We start from the raw sequence: 25,551 nt of genomic DNA, 5'->3' as shown, positions 1-25,551 counted from the left end.
CACCACGCCGCCAAGCTGGTGCGCCGTTTCGACGCGGGCGGCTATGTCGTGCTGGCAGACGCCATGAACACTCACGACATCGGCCGCGGTCGCGGCGGTACGCGCGCCACCCTGCGCCGCGTGACCGCCAGGACACTTGTCGCCGGAGTGAGCTCGGACCGCCTGTATCCCCTCACCCAGCAGGCGGAGCTGGCCGCCGGGATCCGCACAGCAGAGCACCTCCGAGTGATCGAATCCCCCTACGGTCACGACGGCTTCCTCATCGAAGTGGAGCAGGTCGCCGCACTCGTACGCGAACTCGTCGGCTAGCGGCGGCCGTTCAGGTCCGTCGATGTGATCTCCTCGGATGGCTGCCGTCTATCGACGCGGCCGCATCCCACGTGCATGCGCAAGGGCATGTCGCATCAGTCGCCGACCGGTCAGGGTGCTGATCTCCTCGCACCACAGACGGTGATCCGGCGCGCGACACAGACCGGCGGGCTCCCGCGGACCAGCAGGACTCACGCTCCATGGCCCGGTGCTGCCTCGCCGCCCGACATCAGGGACGTGCGATCCTCCTCACCGCCACCGCCGAGCCAGGCCTGCGCCTCACCCTCGCGGTGGACGGGACCGAGCGCGCCACCACGGAGCCGGTCCACCCGCTGATCGGCATGGCACCCGTCCAGGGCATCAGCGTAGGCCTTGCCCGCAAGTCGCCCGTCGCTCGTCCCTTCCCGGCCAGCACCCTTCAGCAGCGGCACTACGTCGTCGCCCCCGCCTCCGAGACGGCACCAGCTCGGGCCGGGACGGCTGTCCGTCACACAACGCTCACCGGATGCCGCACCACCGCGTCGAACAGGTACCCCTGCGTGTTCGGCACGGCGGTGTCCGGCTGAGTGCGGCCGACCGTGTCCGTGGCCCGGGCCAGCAGGTGGGTGGCACCGGGAGCGCCGGGCTGCCAACCGAAGGACCAACGGGTCCAGGTACCGGCGCGGGGCCGGTCGTGCAGGCGGGCGGGCAGCCAGTTCGCCCCGCCGTCGGTGCTGACGTCGACCCGGGCGACGGCGCCCGCACCCGACCACGACCGTCCGTGCAGTACGTGCCTCCGGCCCGCCGAGAACGTGGCCCCGCTCGCCAGCTCGAAGGCGCTCTTCGTCACCTGCCGGGTGAGTGGCGCACTGCCGCCCTCCGGGTAGGAGGGGCCGAACAGCCGGTAGAAGGTGGTGTTCCAAGGCGAGAAGAGCGGTTGCGCGGACACTTCGATGTCGCCGACCCACTTGATCGACGCGATCCCCACCCAGGAGGGCACCAACACCCGCACCGGATACCCGTGGTCGTACGGAAGCCGCTCACCGTTCATCTCGTACGCGAGCAGTACGTCGTCCAGCGCCTTGGCCAGCGGCAGCGGACGGCGTACCCGGCCCAGACTCTCGCCGCCGCTGACGTACTCGGCGTCCAGACCGCGCGGCTGCACGTCCACGGCATACGGGGACAGCCCGGCCCTGCGCAGCACGTCGGCCAGGCGCACCCCGCGCCAGCGTGCGACGCCGATCGCCCCCAGTGTCCACGGGGTGCCGGTGACCGTCTCGCCCTGCTGTGTCGTGTAGTAGGAGCGGCCGTTTCCGGCGCACTCGACGAAGGCGGTACGGGTGACGGCCGGCAGGGCTCGTAGATCGTCGTACCCGAACTCCATCGGCCGGTCCTCGCCGGGGGCGCCGCGCAGCCCGCTCCCCCACAGCCGCAGCCGCCAGTCGTCGGCTTCCAGGACGGGGGTGGCGGTGTGGTTGCGCACGAAGAACAGCTCGTTGGGGGTGTGGTGGCCGGTTCCGCGCAGCGCCTCCCAGCGAGTCTCGGCGTTGGTGCCGCGCTCGATGAACCACTCGGGCGGCAGGGGCTTGACGATCGGCCCGTCGGCGGCATGGGCGGGCCGCGTGCCGCCGAGTGCGGTCCCGGCGGCGGTCGCGGCGAGCAGGGTGAGCAGCCGACGGCGGGTGACCCCGTCGGCCCTGGCCTCACCGGCGAGCCACTGGCGCAGTCTGCGGCGGTCGTAGTCGGTTTCGTAGCGGTGACCGGCGGGGGTGGGTGAAGGCATGGCGGGTCCTCGTCATGATGGGGCGAAAAGAACGAGAGGGGTCGACGCGGGCCAGGGCACGGGCATCCGTGGGTGAGGCCGGTCCGTACACAACTGGCTTGTCCAGCAGAGCTGTTGACAGAGATGCGAGGAGGCGCGTGATCAGCCGGTCGTCCGACACAGCGCGGCGGCCACCCGGACGAGGTCCACGGCGCGGCGGCGGGTCAGAGGCTCCGACAACGGCATGGCGGGATGCAAGCACGTGGGGCGGAAGGTGTCAACGGAGTGTTCGCTTCAGGAAGCCGACCGCCCTGGGACGTCGGTGCCTGTGGCTGCGGAGATCCGCCGTCGGGGCGGTGGTGCGCCGGACAGCAGGAGTCGTACCTCGCCAGTCCGCCTGTTCCCGTGGCGCGCGGTGGGTGGCAGCCGCTCGTTCGCGGGGGCACGGATGGCACCGGATTGGGCGAACGTACCGCTTCTGTCGAGGAGTTGCTCTCTGGCCGGGTGGCCGCAACTGCCTTGACTATGACGCGCGCGTCAGGGGTTAGCGTCTGCGCGCCGACAGCCGGACCGGTGCGGCTGTCACAGCCCGCGCTCACCCTCGAACCCGTTCAGGAGCCCCGACATGGCCGCTGTCCTGCCCTCCACGACCCGCGAGATCGTGCTGGCCGACATCCCCGACGGGCTGCCCGGGCCCGAGCACTTCACGGTCACGCAGAAGCCGGTCCCCGTCCCCGGTCCGGGACAAGTCGTCGTCCGGAACCTGTACTTCCTCGTGTTCCCCGGGCTGCGCACTCTGATCGGCGGCCAGGTCGACGGCGTACCGCTGCCCCGCATCCACGCCGGCGAGGCGCTGTTCGGTCCCGCTGTCGGTGAGGTCGTCGCGGCCGCGCCCGGCGGTCCGCTGCGCCCGGGGGACACCGTCACGCACATGCTCGGGTGGCGCGAGCACGCGCTGGTGCCGGCGGCCGACTGCGCTCCGCTGGGCGATGCAATGCCCGACCCGGTGGCCCACCTGTCGTCGGGGTCTGCTGCCTACGGAGCACTGACCCGGCTCGCCGAAGTCCGCCTCGGCGACACCGTGTTCGTCACGGGCGCGGCGGGAGCCGTGGGAACGTTGGCGGGCCCCGTCGCGCGTCTGCTGGGCGCCACGAGGGTGATCGGGAGCACTCGTTCGCCGGACAAGGCCGAGCGGCTGCGGGCCGAACTGGGCTACGACGCGGTCGTGGTGCCCGGACCCCGGCCGATCGACGAGCAACTGGCCGCGGCGGCGCCGGACGGCATCGACGTGCTGCTGGACACCGTCGGCGGTGACCAGCTGACCACGGCCGTTCGCGCCGCGCGCCGGGGTGCCCGCTTCGCACTGGTCGGCGCGCTGTCAGGACAGCTGTCGCCGCGCCGGGACGGTGGCAGCGCACCCGCGGAGATCGACACCTTCCGGCTCGTCACCCAAGGCGTCTCGCTGCACGGCTACAACGGCCCGGACCATCCCGAGGTGACGGAGGAATGGACCAAGCGCTTCGGGGACTGGCTGCGCTCCGGCGAGATCACCTTCCCGCATGTACGGGTCCCGGGCATGGATCACGCGCCTCGGGCGTTGCAGGAACTGTTCGAGGGGCGGCACTTCGGGACCGTCGTCGTGGAGTTGCCGCCAGGGTGATGCGTCGTCGCGCGCGGTCGCGGCGACGGAGGCTGAGGCGCGAGGTCGGACATGCGGATCGGAGATGCGGCGGCAGCGGCGGGGACCACCCCACGGGCATTGCGGTTCTACGAGGAACGGGGCCTGCTGCCACCACCGCGGCGCACCGCCACCGGGCAACGTGAGTACGGTCCGGGCGAGGTGGCCAGAGTCCGCGTCATCCGTGAGCTGCTGGCGCTCGGGCTCACCGTCGAGGATCTGCGCGGCGTCGCCGACCGGATCGGCCTGCTGGTCGAGAATCCGCAACGGCGGTGCGGGCACCCGGACTCCGACGTCCCCGGCTCCGGGGTGGTCGACCGCAGACTCGCGGCCCTCGACGCCGAGATCGACCGCCTGACCCGTCTGCGCACCCGCCTGGCACTGCGCAGATACGGACAGCCGTGACGACACGTCTTCGGCAGCAGGATCGGCTCGGCCGAGAACGTCCAGGGGGAGGCGGCGCCCGCCTCCCCCTCCCCTCGGCCGCCGCGCTGCGCACCGCTGTGCGGCGCGACCCGGGCCTCACAGCGGCGGGCGAGCCCGGCAGCGACTACGTCTTGGGGAACCACGCACATGGCGTACCTCCCCCGGACCACTGGGCAGGCCGCTCCGGCCCCGGCACACCAACAGCTTCAGGGCTCAGACGTCGCCCGGGTGCGCGACGACCATCCGGCGGCGGCGCAGCGCGAACGGGCGGCTCGGGAACGTCGGGAGCGGGAGTCAGGATGAGAGGGCCGTGCGCCTGCGGCCAAAGGGCGGCAGGCGCACGACACTTCACCGAGCGTCTCAGGCAGTGAGCTGCCGCACCGGGGCTCCACTCCGATGACCTTGCGGTAGGCGCGAGCGCCGCCGCCGTAGTCGCCCACGGCGTAGTGCCAGGTGGCGCGACGCCCGCACGGCCCATTGCCGAGGCGCTGAGGCACGGTAACCTCGGCGTCGACCTTCTTGCCGCCCTGCGCGCGGCTCTCCGCGTTCCAAACGGATTGCCGCACTTCTACACGAACTCAGCGCCGGGCAACGGCCGTTCAGGTCCAGGGCAGTGATCGTCTCGGATGATGGCAGTCCGTTGACGCCGCCGAGTCACCCATGCTTGCATCGCGCATGCCGCGCGAGTCGCTGACCTGCCGCCGCTGCGTCGATCTCGTACGTGTCGCAGCCGCGCTCTGTCGAGCCGCCACCCGCTGATCACCCGTCAGTCCTGGCGCTGAACGTCTCGCGCCTCACCTCTTGCGCCACTCCTCGGCCAGCAGCTCGTAGGACCGCACCCGGTCCGCGTGGCCGTGGGTGATCGTGGTGATCAGCAGCTCGTCGGCGCGGGTGGCCTCCTGGAGCTGGGCCAGCTGGTCGGCGACCCCGCCCGGGGAGCCGACGAACTGGGTGTCGAGGCGGTCCTGGACCAGCGCCCGGTCCGCGTCGGACCATGCATGGGCGCGCGCCTCGTCCGGCGTGGGGAACTGGATCGCGCCCTCGGCCGTACGGATGCTGCGGACCCAGAGGCCGTAGCCGGTGGCGAGTTCGCGGGCGGTCTCGTCGTCCTCGGCGACCACGACGTCTGCGGACACGCTGACGTAGGGCTTGTCCAGGACGTCAGACGGCTGGAAGGCGGCGCGGTAGCCCTCCGCCGCCTCCAGCACCGTGGCCGGACTGACGTGGTAGTTCGCCGCGAACCGCAGACCGTTGCGGCCCGCGACCTCGGCGCTCTGGCCTCCGCTGCTGCCCAGGATCCAGATCTCGACGTCGGCGCCCTCTCCCGGCACGACGTGGGCCTCGACGCCGTCCGCGGAGCGGTACGTGCCCGCCAGCAACGCCAGGATGTCGTCGATCTGCTCGCCGTAGTCCTGCGACTCGGCGTTCGGCTGCTGGAGCAGCTTGCGCTGGAGGGCGATGCGCGGTGAGCCGAGCAGGTACTCGAAGGAGAACCGGGGCGGGATGCGCAGGCCGTTGGGGGCGCGGCCGTCGACCACCGGAGTCGCGGTCGGCAGCGGGGTGGCGGGCCCGCCGGGCGGCCGGCCGCCGGAGCGGCCGAGGCCCAGGTCGAGGCGCCCGGGGTGCAGCGCGTCGATCAGCCCGAACTCCTCGACCGTGGACAGGGCGGTGCGGTGGCCGAGTTGTACGGCGCCGGAGCCGAGCCGGATGGTCGAGGTCGCGGAGGCGGTCAGGGCGAGGACGACCGCGGGCGAGGTGCCGGCCACGCCCGGGTTGAGGTGGTGCTCGGCGAACCAGTAACGGGCGTACCCGAAGCTCTCGGCCTGCCGGGCCAGGTCGATGGAGTTGCGCAGCGCCTCGGTGGCGGTGGAACCGGACGAGATCGGGACCAGGTCCAGGACGCCGAGGGGGATGTCGGACATGTGCGGAGGGCTCCTCAGTGGTCAGCGGGCACGGACACGGGCACGGGCTCCGCGAGGACCGGGCCCCATGAAAACGGCGGATCAGGGATCTCGCGGCGCAGCACCGGCGCGATGTCCGACTGGAAGATTTCGAGGGAGTCCCGGTGTTGACGGTCCGTCAGTCCTCCTGCGTCCGCATGCAGATGCAGCACGGTGTGCCCGAACCGTTCGTGGTAGCGGTGCACCTTCTCGATGATCTGCTGGGGGCTGCCGATCAGCGCCGAGCTGCGCTCCACGAAGTCCTCCAGGGTCGAGAACACCGGCTCGAGACCCAGCCGCTTCTGGAACGCCAGGTTCCCCTCGAACACGGGCCGGTAGGCGGCGATCGCCTCTTGGGAGGTGCGGGCCGCGTAGAGGCCCGCCGTCCCCGCACCGACCGCGATGGCGGCCGGATCGTGGCCGTAGTGCTCCCAGCGCTCGCGGTAGTAGCGGATCAACTCGGCGTAGGGCTCTATGGGGTTGGTGACGTTGGCAGAGAAGAGCGGGTCGCCGTAGCGGGCGGCCAGGTCGACCGACTCCTTGCTGGTCGCGCTGCCGTGCCAGACCCGGATCGGCTGCTGGAGCGGCCGGGGCCACACCTCCGCGTCCTTGAGTTCCGGGCGGAAGCGGGTCTCGGCGGTCACCTTGTCGTGGCGCCAGATCTTGCGGAACACCTCGTAACTCTCGGCGTTGCGGTCCCACTGGTCCTCGGGGGTGACCTGGAACAGGTCCCGCTGGGCGGCCCCGTTGCCCTTGCCGATGATCAGCTCAAGGCGTCCGCCGGAGAGATGGTCCAGGGTCGCGTAGTCCTCGTACGCCCGCACCGGGTCGAGGAGGCTGAGCGTGGTGACCGCCGTGAACAGCCGGATCCGGGAGGTGAGGGCGGCGATGTGACTGAGGACGACGGGCGGCGAGGAGGAGATGAAGGGCCGCTCGTGCCGCTCCCCCACGCCGAAGCCGTCGAAGCCCAGCTCCTCGGCGAGGAGCGCGTTGTCGAGCACCTCGCGGAAGCGGTCCTGGGTGGGCTTTCGTACGCCCGTCACCGGGTGCGGGGCGTGCACGATCAGGGTGATGGCGAGGAACTTCATGACGCCACACGCTCGTCGCGCATCTCGCCGGGGCGAGCCAGACCGAGGTGCTCACGCAGAGTGGTGCCCGCGTACTCCGTGCGGTACACGCCGCGTTCCTGGAGCAGCGGGACGACCTGGTCAGCGAAGACGTCGAGGCCGCCCGGGGTGATGTGCGGGACGAGGATGAAGCCGTCGCTGGCGTCGGCCTGGACGAAGTCGTTGATGGTCTCGGCGACGGTGGCCGGGGAGCCGACGAAGTTCTGCCGGTTGCCGGTCTCGATGACCAGGTCGCGGATCGACCACTTGTTGGCGGCGGCGAGCTCGCGCCACTCGCGGGCCGTGGCCAGCGGGTCGCGGTACATCCGTACCTGGGCGCGGCCCCGGGCGATGGTGTGCTCGCCGAGATCCGGCTCGATGTCGGGCAACGGGCCGTCCGGGTCGTACGACGACAGGTCCCGGTTCCAGACGAACTCCAGGTGCTTGATGGCCGTGGCCCCGCTCACCTGCTGGCGGCGCACCTCGCGGGCCAGTTCCTCCGCCTCGGCGTCGGTGTCGCCGAGGACGAAGCTCGCGGCGGGCAGGATCAGCAGCTGGTCGCGGCCGCGGCCGTATCGAGCGAGGCGCCCCTTGACGTCGGCGTAGAACGCCTGGCCCTCCTTCAGGGTGGCGTACCGGCTGAAGATCGCGTCGGCGCTCGACGCGGCGAACTCGCGCCCCTCGTCGGAGTCGCCGGCCTGGAAGATCACCGGGCGGCCCTGCGGGCTGCGCGGGACGTTGAACTGCCCCTGGATGTCGAAGTGCCGGCCCTGGTGCACGAAGGCTCCGGCCTGCGCGTCCCGCAGGAAGGTGCCGGTCTCCCGGTCGGCGATGATCTCGTCCCCGCGCCAGGAGTCGAAGAGTTCGTTCGCGGTGGAGAGGAACTCCTTCGCGCGGGAGTAGCGCTCCTCCTGCGGGAGGAAGCCGCCGCGGCGGAAGTTCTCGCCGGTGAAGGCGTCCCAGGACGTGACGACGTTCCAGGCGGCGCGTCCGCCCGAGAGGTGATCGAGGCTGGCGAACTGGCGGGCCACCTCGTAGGGCTCGTTGAAGGTGGAGTTGATAGTGCCGGTCAGGCCGAGGTGCTCGGTGACGGCGGCCAGCGCGGCGAGGACGGTGAAGGTGTCGGGGCGGCCCACGACATCCAAGTCATAGATCCTGCCGCCCTGTTCGCGCAGCCGCAGCCCCTCCGCGAGGAACAGGAAGTCGAACTTCGCGCGTTCGGCGGTCCGGGCGAAGTGCGCGAAGGAGCTGAACTCGATGTGACTGCCGGCCTCGGGATCGCTCCACACGGTGGTGTTGTTGACACCGGGGAAATGGGCGGCCAGATGGATCTGCTTCAGCGGCTTGCTCATGGTCGTACGGTCCCTCCGGCTCAGGCGGTGACAGCGGCGGCGTAGCGGTTGACGGGGCGGGACAGTCCGAGCAGCCCACGCAGGGTGTCGGCCTCGTACGACTGCCGGAAGGCGCCGCGGCGCTGGAGTTCCGGGACCAGGCCCTGGGTGATCGCCGGGAGGTCGTGGCCGGCGACGGCGGGACGCAGCCTGAAGCCGGACAGTCCCGACGACTGCAGCTCCTGCAGCAGATCGGCGAGTTGGGCGGGGGTGCCGGTGAAGATCCGGGCGTCGCTGGTGTACGGGTATCCCGCGAGGGCGTCCAGGCGCTCCCGGCGGGCCGCGGCCTCGGCGGGATCGTCGTCGAGGAAGACCACCAGGTCGCCGAAGATGTGCAGGGTCTCGTCGGCGCGGCCGGCCGCCGTCTGCTCGGCGCGGATCTCCTCGACGATGGCACGGGCCTGGCCGGCGTCGTGCGGGGTGACGTAACCGATGTCGGCGGCCCGGGCCACCAGCCGGTAGGGGACGGTCGCGTGGGCCAGGGCGCTGACGATCGGCTGGCCCTGGGGCGGGCGGGGCGTGATCGAGGGGCCCTTGACGCTGAAGTGCTTGCCCTCGAAGTCGATGTAGTGCAGCTTGTCCCGGTCGAGGAAGCGGCCGGTGGCGACGTCCCGGATCTCCGCGTCGTCCTCCCAGCTGTCCCAGAGTCGGCGCACCACCTCGACGTAGTCGGCGGTCTCGTCGAAGGCGTCGGCCACCGCTTCCTGCACAGCAGGCGTGTCGTAGTCCTCTATGCGGAACGGCGGAAACGTACGGCGTCCGAAGTGCGCGGCCTCGTTCTGGCGTGCCGTGATCTGTACACGCAGGCCCGCGCGGCCGGTGCTCACATAGTCGAGGGTGGCGATCGCCTTGGATATGTGGAACGGCTCCGTGTGGGTGGCCACCACCGTCGGCACCACACCTATATGGCGGGTCAGCGGGGCGACCCGGGCGGCGATGAGGACGGCGTCCAGGCGGCCGCGGACCTGGTCGGTGCGGCCGTCGGGTTCGGTGAAGGACGAGGACTGGAGTCCGAGGGCGTCCTCGATGGTCACGAAGTCGAGCAGACCGCGCTCGGCCTCGGTGACGAGGTCGGTCCAGTAGGCGGCAATGAGCAGTTCGCGGGGGCGGGCGACGGGCTCGCGCCAGGCGGCCGGGTGCCAGCCGGCGCCGTCGAGGGCGACGGCGAGATGCAGAGGGGAGGGTGACGAGGACACGGGAGTGGCGCCTTCCTGATCAGCCGTACGAGAGAGCCGGTCCCCGTACGAAGGGTGCGGCTGCGAGGACAACGGGTCAGGAGCAACAGAGCGCGCCGGCCACGCGCAGCAGGTCGATGTGTGGCCGGGAGTACAGGTGCAGGCGGCGGGGCGGGCCGGGTTTCACGACGCGGTGACGGGACACGGGACGCATGTGCCTCACCTCCGCCCTTGTCGGCCTCGCGCTCGCGGCTCGCCGAAGGGGCGCCACTCGCTGGTGAGCAAGCACAACAGCACGGCTATGCCTTTTCTTCCGGCTGTCCGGCTTCTTGTTCGTCCCGGCCTTGCGTTTCCGGCTGTCCACCCGGCGTGCGGACGAGCGCGAACCGCGTACGGCGGCGCAGGGTGAACCCGATCGACTCGTAGAGCCGGATCGCGTGGGTGTTGCTCGCGGCCGCGTGGAGGAAGGGGATGTCGCCGCGTTCCCTGTTGCCCGCCGCGACCGCGCGGACCAGCGGGTGGCCAGGCCGCGGCCGCGGTGGTCCGGGTGGGTGCAGACCGCGCTGATCTCGGTCCAGCCCGGCGGGCGGAGCCTCCCCCAGCCTCCGGCCGGGGGACCCCCATCTCGCTTCGCTCGCCGACCAGGGCGATCAGCCGCCCGCGGTCCCGGATGCCGAGGTAGGTGCCGAGCTCGACGGTACGGGGCAGGAAGGGGCCCGGCTGGGTGAGGGCGATCAGACCGAGGATCTCGGGTACGTCGACGGGTCCGAGCCGTACCGCTTCGGGTGCGGGTTCGGCGTGCAGCGCGGCGTCGACCATCTGGACGCCCTCACCGCTGTCCTCGATCTCCCAGCCGCCGGGCACGGTCTGGACCGCGGTGACCGGGGTGACGGTGCCGGGTCCCACCAGTGCGGCCAGGTCGTCCCAGGCGCGGGGATCGGCGGGGTCTTCCAGGGCGGTGAACGGGGAGACGTCCGTTGGGTAGCGGGCGGCCCGACCGACGCGCTCGGCGAGATGGGCGTGCGGGCCCGCCAGCGCAGCCCAGGCGGCGTTGTCCAGTATGTGAGGTTCCGTCGGGCTCGGGGACGGGGCATGGTCGACGCTGGTGGACATGGCGGTGCGGAGTCTCCCCTGTCTGGAACGTGGCGGGGCGCGGCCGGGACTCCGCCGTGACACGGCGGAGTCCGGTGGGCGGACGGCGGTCACGAGTTGTCGAGCGGCAGGCCGGCCGGGTTGACCTCGGAGGTGGCGACGGCCTCGTTGGAGAGGTTGTAGGCGGCGAGCCACTTGGCGTACTGACCGTTCTTGATCAGGTGGTTGATCGCGTCGGCGATGGGCTTGGCGAGCCCGCTGTCCTTCTTGGTGGTCGCCGCGATCAGGCCCTGCAGAGTGGCGCCGGCGCCGGAGAACGTGCCCGCGCTGCGGGTCGGGTTGGGCGACTTGGCGGTCTGCGTGATGTGGTAGGCGACGCCCGGGTTGGCGGCGAAGTAGGCGTCGATCTTGCCGCCGGTCAGCGCCAGGCTGACGGCGTTCTTGCTGGCGTAGTTCTTGACGGTGAGGGTCTTGCCCTCCTTCTTCAGCTTCGTCTGCCACTCCAGGAGGATCTTCTCCTGGTTGGTGCCGTTGTCGACGGCGACGGTCTTCCCGGCGAGGTGCTCGTAGTTGCCGTCGAAGTTCCAGGTGCTCTTCTTCAGCACCTCGAAGCCGAGGTTGTCCTTGCGGTAGGAGGCGAAGTCGTACTTCTTCTTGCGCTCCTCGGTGTCGGTGATGTTGGAGAAGGCCACGTCGACCTTGCCGCTGTCGATACCGACGAACATGTTCTCCCAAGTGGAGTTCTGCAGTTCGGGCTTGAGGCCGAGGACAGCGGCGACCAGGCGGCCGAAGTCGGGTTCGGCGCCGGTGAGGGTCTTCTGGTCCGAGCCGACGTACGCCAGCGGCGGGAAGCCGTCGGGCAGGGCGCCGACGCCTATCTCCAGCTTGCCGCTCTTGCTGACCGTCGCGGGCAGCTCGGCGCTGATCGACTTGACCTCGGAGACCTTGAGTGCGGTCTCCTTGGCGGCCCCGTTGGACACCTTGCCCACGGTGACCGTGCCGGCGGCGTCGGTCGTGGTGGCGGCGTCGCTGCTGCCCCCGCAGGCGGCGAGTCCGGCGGCGAGCGTGGCGACGGCGGTGCCTGCGGTCAGACCGCGGAGGAGTCGGCTGCGAAAGCTGAGGGTGCGCATGGCTGTCCTTGATGGTGAGCGGTGAGCAATGACGTGTGGGAGGTGGCGGTCATAGGACTTTGCTGAGGAAGTCCCTGGTCCGCTCGTGCTTCGGGTGGTTGAGGACCTCGGACGGCGAGCCCTGCTCGACGATCCGGCCGCCGTCGATGAACACGACCCGGTCGGCGACCTCGCGGGCGAAGCCGATCTCGTGCGTGACGACGACGAGGGTCGTGCCGCTGGTCGCCAAGTCCTTGATGACGGCGAGGACTTCTCCGACGAGCTCGGGGTCGAGAGCGGAGGTGGGCTCGTCGAAGAGGATCACGCCGGGCCGCAGAGCCAGGGCGCGCGCGATCGCCACCCGCTGCTGCTGGCCGCCGGACAACTGCCGCGGATACGCACCGGTCTTGTCAGCCAGTCCCACCCGCCCGAGGAGTTCGCGGGCGAGGTCCTGCGCCTCGGGCTTGCTGAGCTTCCCGGTGGCGACCGGGGCGGCGGCCACGTTGTCCAGCACGGTCAGATGCGGGAAGAGGTTGAAGTTCTGGAAGACGAACCCGATACGGCTGCGCTGCGCCAGGATCGCCCGCTCGCTCAGCTCCTTCAGCCGCTCCCCCTGACGCCGTACGCCGATCAGCTCGCCGTTGACGCTGACGTAGCCGATCTCGGGCTTCTCCAGGTGGTTGATGACCCGCAGCAGCGTGGACTTGCCGGAGCCGGACGGGCCGAGGATGACGGTGACCTCGCCGGGCCGTACGGTCAGGTCGACGCCGTCCAGCACCCGGTGGGCGCCGTACCACTTGTGCACGTCGTGGACCTCGACGGCAGCGGGCGCGGTCGCGAGGGTCTCGGCTGTCTCGGTGCTCATACGGCGGCCTCCCTGCGCGCACGTTCCCGCAGGTCCCGCAGGCCGGTGCGGAGCTTCTGCAGCGGGGTCGGCGGCAGGGTGCGGGTGGCGCCCCGGGCGAAGTACCGCTCGACGTAGAACTGGACGACGGACACGGCACTCGTGAGGATCAGGTACCAGACGGTGGCGACCAGCAGCAGCGGCACGATGTCGCCGGGATAGGTACTGCCCATCGTCTGCACCGAGCCGAACAGGTCGAGCAGCGACACGTAGAACACCAGGGACGTGCCCTTGATCAGGCCGATCAGCTGGTTGACGTAGTTCGGGGTGATGGATCTGAGGGCCTGCGGGAACACGATCCGGGTGAACTGGTAGCCCTTGGGCAGGCCGAGCGCGGCGGCCGCCTCATGCTGGCCCTGGTCGACAGAGAGGATGCCGCCGCGGACCACTTCGGACGCGTAGGCCGCCTCGTTGAGGCTGAGGCCGACGACGGCGACCGCCATGTCGGTGGCGAGCCGCGACTCGTCGAAGGTGACGAAGGCCGGCCCGAACGGCACCCCGAGGCTCAACGTCTTGTACAGGGCACTGAAGTTGTAGAGGAAGATCAGCACGACGATCAGCGGCACGGACCGGAACAGCCAGGTGTACACCCAGCTCACGGCCCGCAGCACCGGACTCCCGGAGAGCCGCCCGAGCGCGATCAGGATCCCGCCAAGCAACCCCAACACCGCGCTCAGCGCGGTCACTTCGAGGGTGATGACTAGCCCGTCGAGGATGGTGGGGCGCAGGAACCAGTAGCGGAAGCGGTCCCACTGGTAGAACGGGTTGGTGGCCAGGCCGTGGACGATCTGGGCGACCAGCACGAGCACGACGGCCGTGATGATCCAGCGGCCGGGACGCCGGAGCGGAAGGACTCGCTGCGCCGCCAGGGGCTTCGGCTCGGCGGGGGTGTCGGGGCGGGGGATCGCCTCGGCGGGCGGTGCTGATCCGGAGGACACAGCGATGCCCGGAGATTCACTCATGGAGGGCTCCAGCGGATTCGGACACCCCGGACCACGGAATGCGGCAGTACCGCGCCGAGCGGGAGCGGCTCGGCACGAGGCGACGCACGGGTACACGCGGAACGGGGGCTGGGCGGGGAGAGGGCACACCGCGACAGCGGTGGTCGTCAGAGACTCAGAAAGCCGTCAGCCTTGACAGAGGGCGCAACAAGCGACCGTACACAGCGCGCTGTTGACGCGCAGCAGGTCGACGGAGCGGTCCGCGCACAGCAGGACGCGGCCGAGGCGGCGCCATGCGACCGTCCCGTCAGCTGCGTACATCGCTGTCACCATCACTTCTCCGGCCCTGGGGCATCTCGTTGCGCGCCGCAAGTTAGGCATGCCCCGAAAAGAATGTCAATGCGAGTGACCACCAGGTGAGACCGCATACTCGGCCTTCTTGACGGCGCCACGGAGCGCGCCGAAACTGACGTGGACGGTCACGATTGTCAGCGCCCACGGCGCGGGTTCGCCCCGCTCGTGTGGTCATCGGCCCCGGCCCGCTGACAGGCAACCCTTCCACCGCGACGGGGTGCCCCGGGTGACGACCGGGTCCCGCCGGTGCGGCGGGGCAAGCGTGGTCTCGCGTCTCGCGAGCCCCGGAGGTGGGACCGGTGGGAATGCCCTGGAACGGCTTGACGAGGCGCCTGCACATCGATCTGTTGCGCGTCTCCAGCGCTTACTGATCCGCCACCGGTCCGTGCGATCCGGACCGGTGCGACAAGCGCAGTCGCTCCGCATTCGGCCGCTGGTGCCCACAAGGCGGCGGTGGCTTCCTCGTTCCCAAAGGGAGAGTCATGCCCGAGACAGCTTCGCGCAGTTCCAGTACAGACAACTCCAGTGTCTGTAACCAGAGTTCGTTCGCTTCGGGCCATCGCCCCAGAGCGGCCGTACCGTCCCCCCTCCCCCACCGCTTCCACAGCCGTATCGGCGTCGGTCTGGCCGGCGGCTTCTACCCGGCACCGCACCGCTACGAGCTGTTCCTGTCGGTGAGTTGTCCGCGCTCGCTGCGCATCTCGATCAGCCTCGGCCTGCTCGGCCTGAAGGACTCGGTCGCCAGCACACTCCTGGCGCACCCCGCCGAGACACCCGACGCCTTCGCCTCGCTGCGCCGTGCGTACGAGGCCACGGTGCACCACTACGACGGGCCACTGACGGCGCCCGCGCTGTGCGACCGGTGGAGCGGGCGCATCGTCAGCAACCACACTCCGGACATCCTCCGCGACCTCGCGGGCCTGCTGTCCGGCCACGACGGAGCCTGCCCCTCCGCGCTGCGCCCGCCGGCCCTTGCCGCGGACATCGACGCCCTCCATGACCTGCTGGATCGGGACGTCACCCCGGCCGCCCAGCCCTCAAGACGATCGGCGGCACTGGACCTGCTGGACCGTCGGCTCGCCGGGCAGCCCTATGCGCTGGGCGAGGAGCTGACGGCCGCGGACGTGGACCTGTGGGTGGCGCTCGTCCATCTCGGCCCAGCCGGAACCCTCAGCTCGCACCCCCGGCTCCGGGACTACGTACGCCGCCTCGGCGACCACCCCGCCTTCCGGGGCAGGACCCACGCGGTGCCCGACGCGGCGTGAGCCCCGGGGCTCAGGTGCCCGTCGCGAGCGGCCGGGACGGATCCTGTGACCATTCCTCCAGCGAACCGTCGTACAGGGCGATGTCCTGACGGCCCAGCAGCGTGAGGGCGAGCGCGGTGCCGGCGGCGGAGATGCCGCCGCCGCAGTAGAGGATCACCGGCGACTCCTCGCCCTTGAGGACCGTGCCGACGCGTTCGGCGAGTTCGGCGGCGGGCAGGAACCGGCCCGTGCCGTCGAGGAGGCCATGCCCTGGCAAGCTGAGACTGCCGGGGATGTGGCCGCGTCGGCAGTGGCAAGAGCACACTGTTCAACCTGATCTCTGGTCTGGACAGGCCCACTTCGGGCGAGATCCTGGTAGAGGGCGCCCTCGCGTCCGTGGCCTCGGGCAAGGTCGCCTACATGCTCCAGAAGGATCTGCTGTACCCCTGGCGCACAGTGCTCGACAACACGGCGCTGGGGCTGGAGGCCCAGGGAGTGCGGAAGAAGGAGGCGCGGCGCAGGGCCGGCGAACTCTTCGACGCCTTCGGACTCGACGGCTTCCAGTCCTCGTATCCCTTCCAGCTCAGCGGCGGTATGCGGCAGCGCGCGGCCCTGCTGCGCACGGTCGTTCTGGAGCGGCCGGTGCTGCTGCTCGACGAGCCGTTCGGCGCGCTCGACTCGCTCACCCGCACCGAGATGCAGCTGTGGCTGGCCGACATGTGGCAGCGCTACCGCCGGACTGTCGTGCTGGTCACGCACGACATTTGCGGGGCCGTCTTGCTCGCCGACACGGTGCATGTCCTTTCGCCCCGCCCGGCCACGGTCGTGGAGCGCATCGAGGTGCCGCGCTCCGGCCCGCGCGGCCTCGACGCCCTCACCGAACCGGAGTTCGCGGCGACCGAGCGGCGGCGGCTGGACTCCCTCAGCGACCGGGCGAGCCAGGCGAACACGGTGACGACCGGATGAGCGGGCTCCTGGCCCACGGCATGGGTACAGAACCGGTGGCCCCCGACTGGCCGCCGCTCACCGAGACGGAGGTCGAGGCCGTCGTCGGTCCCGCGCAGGTACTGTGGCGCAGCCCGCGCCCGCTGTCGGCGGCCGCCCTGGTCGAGCGGGGCGGAAGACGGCTCTTCGTGAAACGGCACCACCGCGACGTACGCACCCTGGAAGGTCTGGCCGAGGAGCACGCCTTCCTGCGGTATCTGCGGGACCGGGGTGCGCCGGTCGTGGAGGTGCTGGGGGCCGAGGCGCGCGGGGAGTGGGTGTACGAGGTCCATACGGCCGGAACGGGGACGGATCTCTACCGGGACGCGCTGTCGTGGTCGCCGTTCGCGTCCGTGGCCCATGCCCGGGCCGCCGGTGCCGCACTGGCCCAACTCCATCTGGCGGCTGAGGGGTTCGGCGCCCCGAGGCGACGCCCGCAGCCCCTCGTCTCCTCCTTCAGTATCTTCGCGGCGGTCGACCCCGAGGCCGCGGTGGAGGCGTATGCGGCCGAGCGACCGGCAGTGGTCGCGGCGTTGGCGGGCCGTCCCTGGCGGGAGGACCTGCGCGCGGTTCATCTTCCCTTCCACCGGCGCCTGCTGCCCCACCTTGGCCGCCTCGCACCGCTGTGGACGCACAACGACTGGCACGCCTCGAACCTGCTGTGGGACCCGGCGACCGGCACGGTCTCGACCGTCCTCGACTTCGGCCTCAGCGACCGCACGACCGCCGTCCACGACCTCGCGACCGCCATCGAGCGCAACACCGTCCAGTGGCTCGACCCGTCCCGCCCCGTCCGCCCAGGCGACGTGGACGCGCTCCTCGACGGCTACACCTCGGTACGCCCGCTCAGCCCCGCCGAGTCGGCTGCCCTGCCTGAGCTGCTGCCGCTCGTGCACGCGGAGTTCGCCCTGTCCGAGCTGGGATACTTCCACGGCATCACCGGATCGTGGGCCAACGCCGATCTGGCGTACCGGTATCTGGTCGACCACACCCGGTGGTTCACGACCGGCGACGGACTCCGGCTCCTCGATCGAGTACGGCTGTGGACGCGTCGTTCCTAGGGCGATGCGCTTCTGCCACGCCACGGTCCAAGGCCGCCTGCACCGCGGGGGACGAGGTTCATCGGTGAGTTCGAGAGCCGGCGAAGGGGACCTGGGCGGCAGGCAGCTTGTCGTCGTCGGTCACTCGTTCGCCGTGGGCGGCCACGGTTACGGTGCTCATCCGGCGGCCGCCAGCAGGGCTGTACGGCTGCCGAGGGCGTCGGAGAACTGGTCGACGACCTGTGCGAGGGCCTCTGCCGCGCCCTGGGCGACGGTCAGGGTGCCGTCGTCGCTCGCCGTGATGTCCTTGTCGAGCGTGAACCAGCCCTGGACGATGTGCGCGGCGCCCATGGAACTGAGCACCGGGCGCAGGGCGTAGTCGATCGCCAGGACGTGCGCCGTTGTCCCGCCAGTCGCCAGCGGCAGGACCGTCTTGCCGGCCAGGGCGTACTGCGGCAGCAGGTCCAGCAGGGACTTCAGCAGTCCGGAGTAGGCGGCCTTGTAGACGGGTGTGCCGATCACGACCCCGTCGGCACGGTCGAACAGCGCGGTCGCCTCGACGATCGCCGGGTGCCGGAAGTCGGCGCCGAGCAGAGCCTCGGCGGGGATAGTGCGGACGTCCAGGGGGATCACCTCGTGTCCCTGGGCCGTGAGCCGCCGGTCCAGGTGGCGCAGCAGGCGGGCGGTACGAGAGGTGGCGGAGGGACTTCCGGAGACGGACAGGACGGTGGCCATGGCGGACCTTTCGGGAGCGTGAGGTAGGGGTGGGATCGCGGTGCGCGGCCGCGTACCACGGCGTGCTGCGGCCCCGTATCCCTGCGACGGCTACTTGTTGGTCTCGGGCGGTCGGGGCGGGTTGATCTCGGACTTGGTCACGGCCTCGTCGTACAGGCCCCAGTGCTCCAGCACCTTGGCGTACGTGCCGTTGTGGATGATCTCGTTGAATGCGTCGGCGAGCGGCTTGACCAGGCCGCTGTCCTTCTTGATGGTGACCACGATGAGGCCCTGGAGGGTGACGCCGGCGCCGGAGTAGGTGTCGACAACCTCGGCCCTCCCGGTGGTGACCGCGTGGCAGGCGGCGGTCGGGTTGGGGTCGAGGTAGAGGTCCATCCGGCCGGGCTGAAGGGCGAGGTAGGTGTCGCTGTCGTTCTTCTGATGCCACGGACGCTCACAGGTCGGCTGCCTTTCCCTGGTATGGCGCGGCCGGCAGGTGCTTTTCGAAAGGCAGGGGGCCGATGGTTTCCGGGTCGGCCTCGGTGTCGAACAGCGGGGTGTAGCCGGTCGTCAGGTACAGGCTGCGGGCCTCGGGCTGGCGCGGACCGGTTGTCAGGTAGATCCGCCGGTAACCGCGGGCCCTCGCCTCACGCTCCAGCTCGGCGACGACGCGTCGGGCCAGGCCGCGCCGCCGGCGGGCGGAGTGCGTCCAGATCCGCTTCAGCTCGGCCGTGGTCGCGTCGTACCGGCGGAAGGCGCCGCCCGCGACCGGCTCGCCGTGTTCGAGGAGCAGGAGCAGCATTCCGCCGTGCGGGGCAGTGAACTCCTGGTCGGGATAGCGGGCGAGTTCGGCGTGGGCGTCCTTGCCGTAGCGCGTCGAGTACTCGTCGCCGAGTTCACGCAGCAGCGGTCTCACCCGCGGGTCGGACACGGTCACTTGAGTGACCGTCAGCTCGGTTGCATGCGGCGGTGGTTGTGCGACGGAGGTCATCCATTCACCGCCGCGAGGTTCTGCGTGCCGCGCACCGCCCGCTCGGCGTCGCGCTTGGCGACCTCCTCGCGGACGATCGGGATCACGTACCGACCGAAGTCGATCGCGTCGCCCAGCAGGTCGTAGCCGCGGGCGGAGAGGATGTCGACGCCGAGGTCGTAGTAGTCAAGGAGCGCCTGGGCGACCGTCTCCGGGGTTCCGACCAGGGCGTTGGAGTTGCCCGCGCCACCGGTGGCGGCGGCTGTCGGGGTCCACAGGGCGCGGTCGTAGCGCTCCCCGCCTCGGCGATGGCCAGCAGTCGCTGCGAGCCGGCGTTCTGCGGTTGTGCATGCCCGTTGTGGCGCTTGGTGACCGGCTCGCCCTTCTCCTTGCGGGCCTTGATCGCGCCGACCGTGCTGTGGGCCTTCTCCCAGGCCGGTCCCTCGGTCGGGGCGATGATCGGGCGGAACGCGACCTGGATGCGCGGCACGTCGGTACGGCCCGCGGCCTTCGCGGCGGCCCTCACGGCCTCGATCTGCTCGGCGGTCTTCTCCAGGGGCTCGCCCCACAGGCAGTAGACGTCGGCCTCCGCGCCCCCTGCGGCGTACGCGGCAGGCGACGAGCCCCCGAACGACACGTTCGGGCGGGGCTGCTGGACCGGGAAGACGTCGCTGACGAAGTCATGGAAGCGGTAGTGCTCGCCCTCGTGGTCAAAGGGCTCGTGGGTGGTCCAGATCTTCTTGACGATCCGGATGTACTCGCGGGTGCGGGTGTAGCGCTCGTCCTTGGTCAGGGTGTCGCCCTCGCGGCCCTGTTCGAGGTCATTGCCGCCGGTGATGAAGTGCACGGTCAGCCGGCCCTCGCTGATCTGGTCGAGGGTGGCGAAGGTCTTTGCGGCGAAGGTCGGGTACGAGACGTTGGGCCGGTGGGCGAGCAAGATCTGGAGGCGGTCCAGCCTGCTCGCGATGTAGGCGGCGGCCGGCGCGGGATCCGGCGATCCGGAACCGTAGGCGAACAGCACCCGGTCCCAGCCGTGGTCCTCGTGGGCCCGGGCGAGCCGGAGCGTGTACTCCTTGTCGAAAGCATCGCCGGAGCGCGGGGTCGTTTCGGAGCCGTCGTTGGTGGCGGCGATGCCAAGGAATTCCACTGGCATGGGAGATTGCCTTTCCTCAAGTCCTCTGGGTCCGTGCCGTGGGCAGCACGCGGGCACGGCGCAGCAGCCCTCGGCGCGGCCGGGTGTGACGGCGCTTCAGAGGGCTGGGAACCAGGTGGTGGGCAGGTGTGATGATGCCGAGGAATGGGCCTCGGGCGAGGTCAGGCGGCGGCAGCGCGTGTCAGGTCACGCGGGACCGTCCATACGCGGATTCAGCGTGTGTTCAGCGCATCTGTACTACGGTGCCGCGAAGGGAGGAACTCAGCCCACGACGGGGCACCGAGGGAGGAACGGGCCGGCCGGACGGCCCGTTGCCGCATCAGGCGCAACACGCGGCGGACCACACCCGACCGAAGTCGATGTGGTCGCGGGTGACCAGGCGCTGCTCGGCATTCATGCGATCAATTGAGCAGTACATCTCTCCTCTCGTCAACTACGGCCCGGATGATGGACCGGCGTTGAGCAGTTCCTGTACATGGTTGACACATGCATGCGTTGGATACATACGGTCGAGGCCGGACAGGCTCCGCCCCGCGCGGCAGCCGTACCGGCCGCGTTGAGGAACGCGGCGAGCGTGATGACGCGAAACCCAGCCACCGCCCCGTACCGCGCTGTGTCTGCGCGGCATCCACGAACGTGCGCCGCCAGGTGGTTACGGACGCCCGTGCGTCCCTCCCCTGGAGAGCCTCCTGACGGTCTCGCCATCGGACGTCACCGATCCCTCCCGCGTCACCGATTCCGTCCCACCCGCAGGACGCCTGAAAGCCTCCGGCCACGCCCCCGGCCACCCAGTCCCCGACGGGGATCTGTCACGGATCGTGCCGCGCCGGCATGTCGGCCGCCGGCTGCCGCGGCGCTGCCGGTCTTCGCGATGGTGGTCAACTCCGTCGTCCGCAACCGCGCCTTCCAGTGGGACGTGGTCGACCGGTACTTCACCACCGTCGCCGTGCTCGACGGGCTGCTGCTCACCCTGTGGTTGACCAGCGTGGTGATGGTGCTTGGCTTCCTGCTCGGCACCCCCTGGCCGTGATACGGCTATCTGCCAACCCGGTGCTGCGCAGGCTGAGTTGGGGCTACACGTGGATCTTCCGGGCCACCCGGCTGCTGGTGCAGCTGCTGTTCTGGTTCAACATCGGCGCCCTCTACCCGACGCTCGGCATCGGCATCCCCTTCGGGCCCCAGTTCGTCACCGTCACAACGGTCAACCTGCTCGGCCCCACCCTCACCGCCGTCATCGGCCTCACCCTGCACGAAGTCGCCTACGCCGCCGAGGACGGGGGTCCCGCGCTCGAGCGAAGTCGAGAGTGGGGGAGCGCGGCGGCATCCTCTCCGTCGACTCCTGCCAGACGGAGGTCGCCCAGGCCCTCGGCATCGGCAGACGGCGCACCCTGCGCCGGATCGTCATCCCGCAGGCGATGCGCTCCATCGTCCCGACCTCGGGAAACATGCTGATCGGCACTCTGAAGGGCACCAGCATCGCCAGCGTGCCCGCCGTGCCCGACCTGCTGTACTCGGTGCAGCTGGTCTACAACTAGACCTACCAGGTCATCCCGCTGCTGATGGTCACGTGGCTCCGCCCGCGCGCTGCCGCCCACGCCTCCGCAAAGGCTCAACGTCCGTCCGGCCGCACTTCGTGCCCGGCTGGACAGCGCGAGCGCACCCGACGCCCGCCCGGCGGTCGACGGTGACCGGTGAGCCCGCCCACGGTGTTGCGTTCCCTACATTTCCTATCGAATTACTAGGGATATGTTGACGGCCTGCCCGGCGGGTGCGCAGGATGATGTACATGTCCCACACGCAGCAGCGACTCGTTCGCCGTCGGCATGTCGACTTTGGTCACGTCGTCAGCGCCGCCTGCTGTCGCGTGTAAGGCACGCGGCTCACACGTTGCGCGTGCCGCTCCGCTCCTTCTTTCTCCTCCCAGGTGATCAGGCGAACCCACCCACTGCGCCTGATGGCCCGACGTACTCCTGAAGGACGACCGCCATGACCACGGCACTTCCGGCCCAGGCCACTCCACCGGATTCACCACTCCCCGACATGCGCCATCTCCGCCTCGTGGGCGACACCGCGCAGAGCGGCGCTGAGGAACACGGTTCCGCACCCCTCGTCGGTTACCTCGTGCTCGTCCCCGAGGGCACCGATGCCGCCGAGCTCTTCGCGAAGGACGTGCCGCGGCCGGAGATCCGACCGGTCGCCTACACGGACTCACCTTCTGTGCAGCAGACGGGCGTCGGTGTTGTCCGCATCGATCCCGCGCGACATGTCGCAGATGTGGACGGACGTGAACTCGACCTCACCTAACTGGAGTTCGGGCTGCTGGCCCGTCTCGTTCTACATCCCCACCAGGTGCACTCGCGCGAGCAGTTGATGGCCGGCATCTGGGGCTACGACCACGTCGGCGACGGCCGCACCGTGGATGTCCACATCGCGCGGCTGCGCCGCAAGCTGGGCAGGGCTCACCGGCACCGGATCGTCACCGTACGGCGCGTGGGCTACAAGTACGTGCCCGACCAGCAAGAGATCCCCAACACCGCACCTTGCTACCGACCTTGAGGAGACCACCGCCATGGGCGTTGCCACCGCGCCGTCCGGCCCCGCCTCGGAATCCGACCGGACGGGGCCCGGCCGTGCGCACTGGCTGCGCGTGGCCCGCGAGACGGCGGACGACCTCGCCACGGACGCGGTGGCCCGGGAGCAGGCGGGCAAGGCCCCGTTCGACGAGGTGTCCCGACTGCGTGAAGCGGGACTGCTGACGCTCCTCATACCGGCCGAGCTCGGGGGAGGCGGCGCGGACTGGCCCACGGCCTACGCAGTCGTCCGGGAGATCGCCGCCGCCGACGGCGCGATCGGTCAACTGCTCGGCTGTCACTACTTCCTGTCGTGGAACGCCCGGTTCTTCACCGAGCCCTCTCTCGCCGCTCAGATCGAGCGGAAGTCCGCGACGGAGCAGTGGTGCTGGGGCGGTGGTTTCGCCCGTCAGGAACTGCCTCTGACACTGGCCAGGAAGGCCAGGGGCTATGTGCTCGACGGTCGGCAGAGCTACGCCACCGGGGTCCTGGTCGCCGACCGCCTCGCCGTGCGGGCCGAGCGGGCCGACACCGGCGAACCACTCGCCGTCGTCGTCGATCCCGCCCATCACGGCGTGAGGATCGACGGCGACGCCGACACCTTCGGCCAGCGGCTCGCGGCCGGCGGCAGCGTGGAGTTCGACGCCGTACCGGTCGCCGCCCACAACGTACTCGGCTCCCTGTCCGCGGACGAGGACATCCTGTCACCCCTGACTGCTCTCACCTCGCCGGTCGGACGTCTCCTCTCCGTCCAGCTCCTTCTCGGCATGGCCGAGGGAGTGCTCGCCGAAGCCCGTGAGTACAGCCGGGCAGGCCACTCACCCTGGCAGCCCGCCTGGCCGGTCGACTCCCCTCAGGACCCGCAGGTGCTGACCGCCTACGGAGAACTCACCGTCCTGACCCGCTCCGCGTCCGCACTCGCCGAGCAGGCACTGGAAGCCGTGCACGGCGGGCTGGCACGCGGCGAAGACCTCACCTACGACGAGTACGCGGAGATCTCGGTCCTCGTGGCCATGGCCGAAGCCGCTGCCTCCAGGGCTGCGCAGGAATCCACCGCCCGCGCCCTCGACATCATCGGCTCCCGCTCCGCGTCCTCGCGGCTGGGCTTCGACCGCTTCTGGCGCAATGCGCGGACCCACACCTTGTACGAGCCCGTCGCCCACCGACTCCGCGACGTCGGGGACTACTTCCTCAACGGTGCGCACCCTCCGTTCATCCTGCCTGTCTGACCGTGACGACCCGGAGCGCCGGATGAGTGATAGGGCGCGCATCTTCCACAGTTGAGCGTGCGCTGGGTCGGCGGGAGCTCGCGGCCGGGTGGGCGTGTGAGCGGTGTTGTCACCCATGGTCCGGCGCCGAGGTAGGCGCGGTCGGCGAACATCGTCCCCGCCGGTGTCGACGGCACCCTCAGCCACGTCATCGACGGCGACGGCGCCTCCCACTACACGCCCGCCGCGGCCTGAGCCCCTCGGCCGCCGGGCGGGGACACCTGCCCTTGTCCTGCGGCCGGCCGCAGCGGACACCGACCGAAGCCGTACGGGATAATGCACACATGCGGATCTCAGCCAGGGCGGACTACGCGGTACGTGCCGCGCTGCAACTCGCCGCGTCACGGGATGACAGGCCACTGAAGACCGAGGCCATCGCCGACGCCCAGGACATCCCGCACAAATTCCTCGAAAGCATCCTGAACGACATGCGCCGGGGCGGCCTCGTCCTCAGCCAGCGCGGCGGCAACGGCGGCTACCGACTGGCCAAGCCCGCCGATTCCATCAGCATCGCCGACGTCATACGCGTGGTGGACGGACCGCTGGTCTCGGTGCGCGGGGTCCGGCCCCCGGAACTGTCCTACACCGGCCCCGCCGAGTCGCTGCTCCCCTTGTGGATCGCGCTGCGGTCCAACGTGCGCGAGATCCTTGAGGGCGTGTCGCTCGCCGACGTCGCATCGGCCCAACTGCCCGCCGATGTGTCCGCGCTGACCAACGCCCCAAGCGCCTGGGTAAACCCCTGACGGGCTGGACCACTCACGGCTGATTCCAAAAAGCGAGATGGTTCCGTCCATGATGTGAACACCCCCTTGGGACGGGCACCGCCTTCTGCCACGATCCCTATCAACCAGGTAGGAAAACTAGGGATCATCTGTGGGGGTGGCCATGAGAACGCTCCACCGCTCAGCCCGGCTGCTGCCCCTTCTGACCTCGCGTCGTCACATCGACCTCGGTCGTACGTCCAGCGCCATCTGTCGCCCCCTCTGACGCCACAGAACCTGACGCTCTCCGAACCAGCGCTGCCTCCCCGCCGCTCCGCCTCCGTCGGCGGATCGGACAGCCTGGCCTGACTACGCCCCCCACGTTCCACTTCTCAGGCCGCGACGGCATGCCTGCCGCCGATGGCCGAGGAGTGGAGTGTTGGTTCGTGCCGACAAGCAGTACGCCTCGCATTTCCGTACCTCCCTGATCACCCATCCCCTGAGAGGACACCTCCGTGTCTGCCGCAAGACCGCTCACCGCCCTGCGCACCATCGCCGTCATAGCCGCGCTCCCCCTCCTCGCCCTCGCCGCCTGCAGCTACGGCTCCGACGCCAAGGACGACACCAAGGCGAAGGTCGCCGCCGAGTCGAAGAAGATCGACGGTCTCGACTCCGTGAAGATCGGCTACTTCGGCAACCTGACGCACGCCACCGCACTGGTCGGCAACCAGAAGGGCTTCT

24 protein-coding genes, 6 pseudogenes and 1 riboswitch are annotated in these 25,551 nt (G+C 70.4%); of the genes and pseudogenes, 13 read left to right on the top strand and 17 right to left on the bottom strand.

Features of this window, described 5'->3' with window-relative positions; translation table 11 throughout:
* A pseudogene (locus tag ACZ4RZ_RS49275) lies at positions 1–309 on the top strand (homoserine O-acetyltransferase); the annotation flags it as partial.
* Positions 310–796: 487 nt separating this feature from the next.
* Here ACZ4RZ_RS49275 and ACZ4RZ_RS49270 read toward each other — a convergent pair.
* Both ACZ4RZ_RS49270 and ACZ4RZ_RS49265 read right to left on the bottom strand, forming a co-directional pair.
* Positions 797–2,071, bottom strand: coding sequence for a sulfite oxidase (locus tag ACZ4RZ_RS49270; protein ID WP_467754193.1), 1,275 nt, complete (start codon positions 2,069–2,071; stop codon positions 797–799).
* 141 nt (positions 2,072–2,212) lie between these two features.
* Positions 2,213–2,296, bottom strand: a complete 84-nt coding sequence (locus ACZ4RZ_RS49265) for a putative leader peptide (protein ID WP_354775551.1) — start codon at positions 2,294–2,296, stop codon at positions 2,213–2,215.
* A 379-nt stretch (positions 2,297–2,675) separates the two neighbouring features.
* Between ACZ4RZ_RS49265 and ACZ4RZ_RS49260 the strand changes: the two genes are divergently transcribed.
* Both ACZ4RZ_RS49260 and ACZ4RZ_RS49255 read left to right on the top strand, forming a co-directional pair.
* Positions 2,676–3,710: an MDR family NADP-dependent oxidoreductase gene (locus ACZ4RZ_RS49260; RefSeq protein WP_467754191.1), complete on the top strand. Its 1,035-nt coding sequence runs from the start codon at positions 2,676–2,678 to the stop codon at positions 3,708–3,710.
* A 51-nt stretch (positions 3,711–3,761) separates the two neighbouring features.
* A complete protein-coding gene (locus tag ACZ4RZ_RS49255) occupies positions 3,762–4,133 on the top strand; it encodes a MerR family transcriptional regulator (protein WP_467754189.1) in 372 nt (123 codons plus the stop codon).
* 815 nt (positions 4,134–4,948) lie between these two features.
* Here the strand turns inward: ACZ4RZ_RS49255 and ACZ4RZ_RS49250 are convergent.
* The 10 genes and pseudogenes from ACZ4RZ_RS49250 to ACZ4RZ_RS49205 form a co-directional block, all read right to left on the bottom strand.
* Positions 4,949–6,076, bottom strand: coding sequence for an LLM class flavin-dependent oxidoreductase (locus ACZ4RZ_RS49250; protein ID WP_467754188.1), 1,128 nt, complete (start codon positions 6,074–6,076; stop codon positions 4,949–4,951).
* A gap of 14 nt (positions 6,077–6,090) precedes the next feature.
* Positions 6,091–7,182 (bottom strand): LLM class flavin-dependent oxidoreductase, encoded by a 1,092-nt coding sequence (locus ACZ4RZ_RS49245; protein WP_467754186.1) that lies wholly within the window; start codon positions 7,180–7,182, stop codon positions 6,091–6,093.
* The gene (locus tag ACZ4RZ_RS49240) at positions 7,179–8,552 is read right to left on the bottom strand and encodes an NtaA/DmoA family FMN-dependent monooxygenase (protein WP_467754184.1); all 1,374 of its coding nucleotides are present in this window, start codon (positions 8,550–8,552) and stop codon (positions 7,179–7,181) included. Before ACZ4RZ_RS49240 ends, ACZ4RZ_RS49245 begins: the two co-directional genes overlap by 4 nt.
* A gap of 20 nt (positions 8,553–8,572) precedes the next feature.
* Positions 8,573–9,787 (bottom strand): LLM class flavin-dependent oxidoreductase, encoded by a 1,215-nt coding sequence (locus ACZ4RZ_RS49235; RefSeq protein ID WP_467754182.1) that lies wholly within the window; start codon positions 9,785–9,787, stop codon positions 8,573–8,575.
* Between the two features lie 76 nt (positions 9,788–9,863).
* Positions 9,864–9,980, bottom strand: coding sequence for a putative leader peptide (locus tag ACZ4RZ_RS49230; protein ID WP_467754181.1), 117 nt, complete (start codon positions 9,978–9,980; stop codon positions 9,864–9,866).
* Between the two features lie 85 nt (positions 9,981–10,065).
* Positions 10,066–10,879, bottom strand: a pseudogene (locus ACZ4RZ_RS49225) (GNAT family N-acetyltransferase).
* Between the two features lie 89 nt (positions 10,880–10,968).
* Positions 10,969–11,988: an ABC transporter substrate-binding protein gene (locus ACZ4RZ_RS49220; RefSeq protein ID WP_467754179.1), complete on the bottom strand. Its 1,020-nt coding sequence runs from the start codon at positions 11,986–11,988 to the stop codon at positions 10,969–10,971.
* 49 nt (positions 11,989–12,037) lie between these two features.
* The gene (locus tag ACZ4RZ_RS49215; RefSeq protein ID WP_467754178.1) at positions 12,038–12,832 is read right to left on the bottom strand and encodes an amino acid ABC transporter ATP-binding protein; all 795 of its coding nucleotides are present in this window, start codon (positions 12,830–12,832) and stop codon (positions 12,038–12,040) included.
* Positions 12,829–13,833: an amino acid ABC transporter permease gene (locus ACZ4RZ_RS49210; RefSeq protein WP_467754177.1), complete on the bottom strand. Its 1,005-nt coding sequence runs from the start codon at positions 13,831–13,833 to the stop codon at positions 12,829–12,831. The genes ACZ4RZ_RS49215 and ACZ4RZ_RS49210 overlap by 4 nt, the downstream gene beginning before the upstream one ends.
* A gap of 165 nt (positions 13,834–13,998) precedes the next feature.
* Positions 13,999–14,133 carry a hypothetical protein gene (locus ACZ4RZ_RS49205; RefSeq protein WP_467754175.1) on the bottom strand — a complete coding sequence of 45 codons (135 nt, stop codon included), beginning with the start codon at positions 14,131–14,133 and terminating at the stop codon, positions 13,999–14,001.
* A 156-nt stretch (positions 14,134–14,289) separates the two neighbouring features.
* A riboswitch (SAM riboswitch) is annotated at positions 14,290–14,435 on the top strand.
* A gap of 36 nt (positions 14,436–14,471) precedes the next feature.
* Between ACZ4RZ_RS49205 and ACZ4RZ_RS49200 the strand changes: the two genes are divergently transcribed.
* Positions 14,472–14,537: a putative leader peptide gene (locus ACZ4RZ_RS49200; RefSeq protein ID WP_351255692.1), complete on the top strand. Its 66-nt coding sequence runs from the start codon at positions 14,472–14,474 to the stop codon at positions 14,535–14,537.
* 111 nt (positions 14,538–14,648) lie between these two features.
* Entirely contained in the window at positions 14,649–15,431 is a 783-nt protein-coding gene (locus ACZ4RZ_RS49195) for a glutathione S-transferase C-terminal domain-containing protein (RefSeq protein ID WP_467754174.1), read from the top strand.
* 10 nt (positions 15,432–15,441) lie between these two features.
* Here the strand turns inward: ACZ4RZ_RS49195 and ACZ4RZ_RS49190 are convergent, their stop codons facing one another.
* Positions 15,442–15,687: a sulfurtransferase gene (locus ACZ4RZ_RS49190; protein ID WP_467754172.1), complete on the bottom strand. Its 246-nt coding sequence runs from the start codon at positions 15,685–15,687 to the stop codon at positions 15,442–15,444.
* Positions 15,688–15,734: 47 nt separating this feature from the next.
* Between ACZ4RZ_RS49190 and ACZ4RZ_RS49185 the strand changes: the two genes are divergently transcribed.
* Entirely contained in the window at positions 15,735–16,376 is a 642-nt protein-coding gene (locus tag ACZ4RZ_RS49185) for an ABC transporter ATP-binding protein (RefSeq protein WP_467754194.1), read from the top strand.
* Complete coding sequence (locus ACZ4RZ_RS49180) at positions 16,373–17,455, top strand: phosphotransferase enzyme family protein (RefSeq protein WP_467754171.1); 1,083 nt, start codon at positions 16,373–16,375, stop codon at positions 17,453–17,455. Before ACZ4RZ_RS49185 ends, ACZ4RZ_RS49180 begins: the two co-directional genes overlap by 4 nt.
* 156 nt (positions 17,456–17,611) lie before the next feature.
* On the opposite strand, the gene ssuE is transcribed toward ACZ4RZ_RS49180, so the two are convergent.
* From ssuE to ACZ4RZ_RS49160, 4 genes and pseudogenes are all read right to left on the bottom strand, one after another.
* The gene (gene ssuE, locus ACZ4RZ_RS49175) at positions 17,612–18,169 is read right to left on the bottom strand and encodes an NADPH-dependent FMN reductase (protein WP_467754170.1); all 558 of its coding nucleotides are present in this window, start codon (positions 18,167–18,169) and stop codon (positions 17,612–17,614) included.
* 90 nt (positions 18,170–18,259) lie between these two features.
* Positions 18,260–18,544 carry a hypothetical protein gene (locus ACZ4RZ_RS49170; protein WP_467754169.1) on the bottom strand — a complete coding sequence of 95 codons (285 nt, stop codon included), beginning with the start codon at positions 18,542–18,544 and terminating at the stop codon, positions 18,260–18,262.
* Positions 18,545–18,602: 58 nt separating this feature from the next.
* Entirely contained in the window at positions 18,603–19,139 is a 537-nt protein-coding gene (locus tag ACZ4RZ_RS49165) for a GNAT family N-acetyltransferase (protein ID WP_467754168.1), read from the bottom strand.
* Positions 19,136–20,271: pseudogene (locus tag ACZ4RZ_RS49160) on the bottom strand (LLM class flavin-dependent oxidoreductase). The gene ACZ4RZ_RS49165 and the pseudogene ACZ4RZ_RS49160 overlap by 4 nt, the downstream one beginning before the upstream one ends.
* A 689-nt stretch (positions 20,272–20,960) precedes the next feature.
* Between ACZ4RZ_RS49160 and ACZ4RZ_RS49155 the strand changes: the two are divergent.
* The 6 genes and pseudogenes from ACZ4RZ_RS49155 to ACZ4RZ_RS49130 form a co-directional block, all read left to right on the top strand.
* Positions 20,961–21,966, top strand: a pseudogene (locus ACZ4RZ_RS49155) (amino acid ABC transporter permease).
* Positions 21,967–22,257: 291 nt separating this feature from the next.
* Positions 22,258–22,827, top strand: a pseudogene (locus ACZ4RZ_RS49150) (winged helix-turn-helix domain-containing protein).
* A 13-nt stretch (positions 22,828–22,840) separates the two neighbouring features.
* Positions 22,841–24,070: an acyl-CoA dehydrogenase family protein gene (locus ACZ4RZ_RS49145; protein WP_467754167.1), complete on the top strand. Its 1,230-nt coding sequence runs from the start codon at positions 22,841–22,843 to the stop codon at positions 24,068–24,070.
* 323 nt (positions 24,071–24,393) lie between these two features.
* A complete protein-coding gene (locus ACZ4RZ_RS49140) occupies positions 24,394–24,852 on the top strand; it encodes an RrF2 family transcriptional regulator (protein WP_467754166.1) in 459 nt (152 codons plus the stop codon).
* A gap of 142 nt (positions 24,853–24,994) precedes the next feature.
* Positions 24,995–25,096: a putative leader peptide gene (locus tag ACZ4RZ_RS49135; protein ID WP_467754165.1), complete on the top strand. Its 102-nt coding sequence runs from the start codon at positions 24,995–24,997 to the stop codon at positions 25,094–25,096.
* A gap of 229 nt (positions 25,097–25,325) precedes the next feature.
* Positions 25,326–25,551 (top strand): annotated as a pseudogene (locus ACZ4RZ_RS49130) (sulfate ABC transporter substrate-binding protein); the annotation flags it as partial.

This window comes from Streptomyces sp. NPDC027189 (assembly GCF_055566975.1).
This window is presented reverse-complemented; position numbering and strand designations above follow the sequence as displayed.

What these genes read in the sequence shown, in the direction of transcription:
- ACZ4RZ_RS49135 (WP_467754165.1), top strand. Translation starts at nt 24,995, where the DNA reads ATGAGAACGCTCCACCGCTCAGCCCGGCTGCTGCCCCTTCTGACCTCG.
- ACZ4RZ_RS49180 (WP_467754171.1), top strand. Translation starts at nt 16,373, where the DNA reads ATGAGCGGGCTCCTGGCCCACGGCATGGGTACAGAACCGGTGGCCCCC.
- ssuE (WP_467754170.1), bottom strand. Translation starts at nt 18,169, where the DNA reads ATGGCCACCGTCCTGTCCGTCTCCGGAAGTCCCTCCGCCACCTCTCGT.
- ACZ4RZ_RS49240 (WP_467754184.1), bottom strand. Translation starts at nt 8,552, where the DNA reads ATGAGCAAGCCGCTGAAGCAGATCCATCTGGCCGCCCATTTCCCCGGT.
- ACZ4RZ_RS49205 (WP_467754175.1), bottom strand. Translation starts at nt 14,133, where the DNA reads ATGTACGCAGCTGACGGGACGGTCGCATGGCGCCGCCTCGGCCGCGTC.
- ACZ4RZ_RS49250 (WP_467754188.1), bottom strand. Translation starts at nt 6,076, where the DNA reads ATGTCCGACATCCCCCTCGGCGTCCTGGACCTGGTCCCGATCTCGTCC.
- ACZ4RZ_RS49255 (WP_467754189.1), top strand. Translation starts at nt 3,762, where the DNA reads ATGCGGATCGGAGATGCGGCGGCAGCGGCGGGGACCACCCCACGGGCA.
- ACZ4RZ_RS49230 (WP_467754181.1), bottom strand. Translation starts at nt 9,980, where the DNA reads ATGCGTCCCGTGTCCCGTCACCGCGTCGTGAAACCCGGCCCGCCCCGC.
- ACZ4RZ_RS49265 (WP_354775551.1), bottom strand. Translation starts at nt 2,296, where the DNA reads ATGCCGTTGTCGGAGCCTCTGACCCGCCGCCGCGCCGTGGACCTCGTC.
- ACZ4RZ_RS49210 (WP_467754177.1), bottom strand. Translation starts at nt 13,833, where the DNA reads ATGAGTGAATCTCCGGGCATCGCTGTGTCCTCCGGATCAGCACCGCCC.
- ACZ4RZ_RS49165 (WP_467754168.1), bottom strand. Translation starts at nt 19,139, where the DNA reads ATGACCTCCGTCGCACAACCACCGCCGCATGCAACCGAGCTGACGGTC.
- ACZ4RZ_RS49270 (WP_467754193.1), bottom strand. Translation starts at nt 2,071, where the DNA reads ATGCCTTCACCCACCCCCGCCGGTCACCGCTACGAAACCGACTACGAC.
- ACZ4RZ_RS49145 (WP_467754167.1), top strand. Translation starts at nt 22,841, where the DNA reads ATGGGCGTTGCCACCGCGCCGTCCGGCCCCGCCTCGGAATCCGACCGG.
- ACZ4RZ_RS49245 (WP_467754186.1), bottom strand. Translation starts at nt 7,182, where the DNA reads ATGAAGTTCCTCGCCATCACCCTGATCGTGCACGCCCCGCACCCGGTG.
- ACZ4RZ_RS49170 (WP_467754169.1), bottom strand. Translation starts at nt 18,544, where the DNA reads ATGGACCTCTACCTCGACCCCAACCCGACCGCCGCCTGCCACGCGGTC.
- ACZ4RZ_RS49215 (WP_467754178.1), bottom strand. Translation starts at nt 12,832, where the DNA reads ATGAGCACCGAGACAGCCGAGACCCTCGCGACCGCGCCCGCTGCCGTC.
- ACZ4RZ_RS49195 (WP_467754174.1), top strand. Translation starts at nt 14,649, where the DNA reads ATGCCCGAGACAGCTTCGCGCAGTTCCAGTACAGACAACTCCAGTGTC.
- ACZ4RZ_RS49220 (WP_467754179.1), bottom strand. Translation starts at nt 11,988, where the DNA reads ATGCGCACCCTCAGCTTTCGCAGCCGACTCCTCCGCGGTCTGACCGCA.
- ACZ4RZ_RS49140 (WP_467754166.1), top strand. Translation starts at nt 24,394, where the DNA reads ATGCGGATCTCAGCCAGGGCGGACTACGCGGTACGTGCCGCGCTGCAA.
- ACZ4RZ_RS49260 (WP_467754191.1), top strand. Translation starts at nt 2,676, where the DNA reads ATGGCCGCTGTCCTGCCCTCCACGACCCGCGAGATCGTGCTGGCCGAC.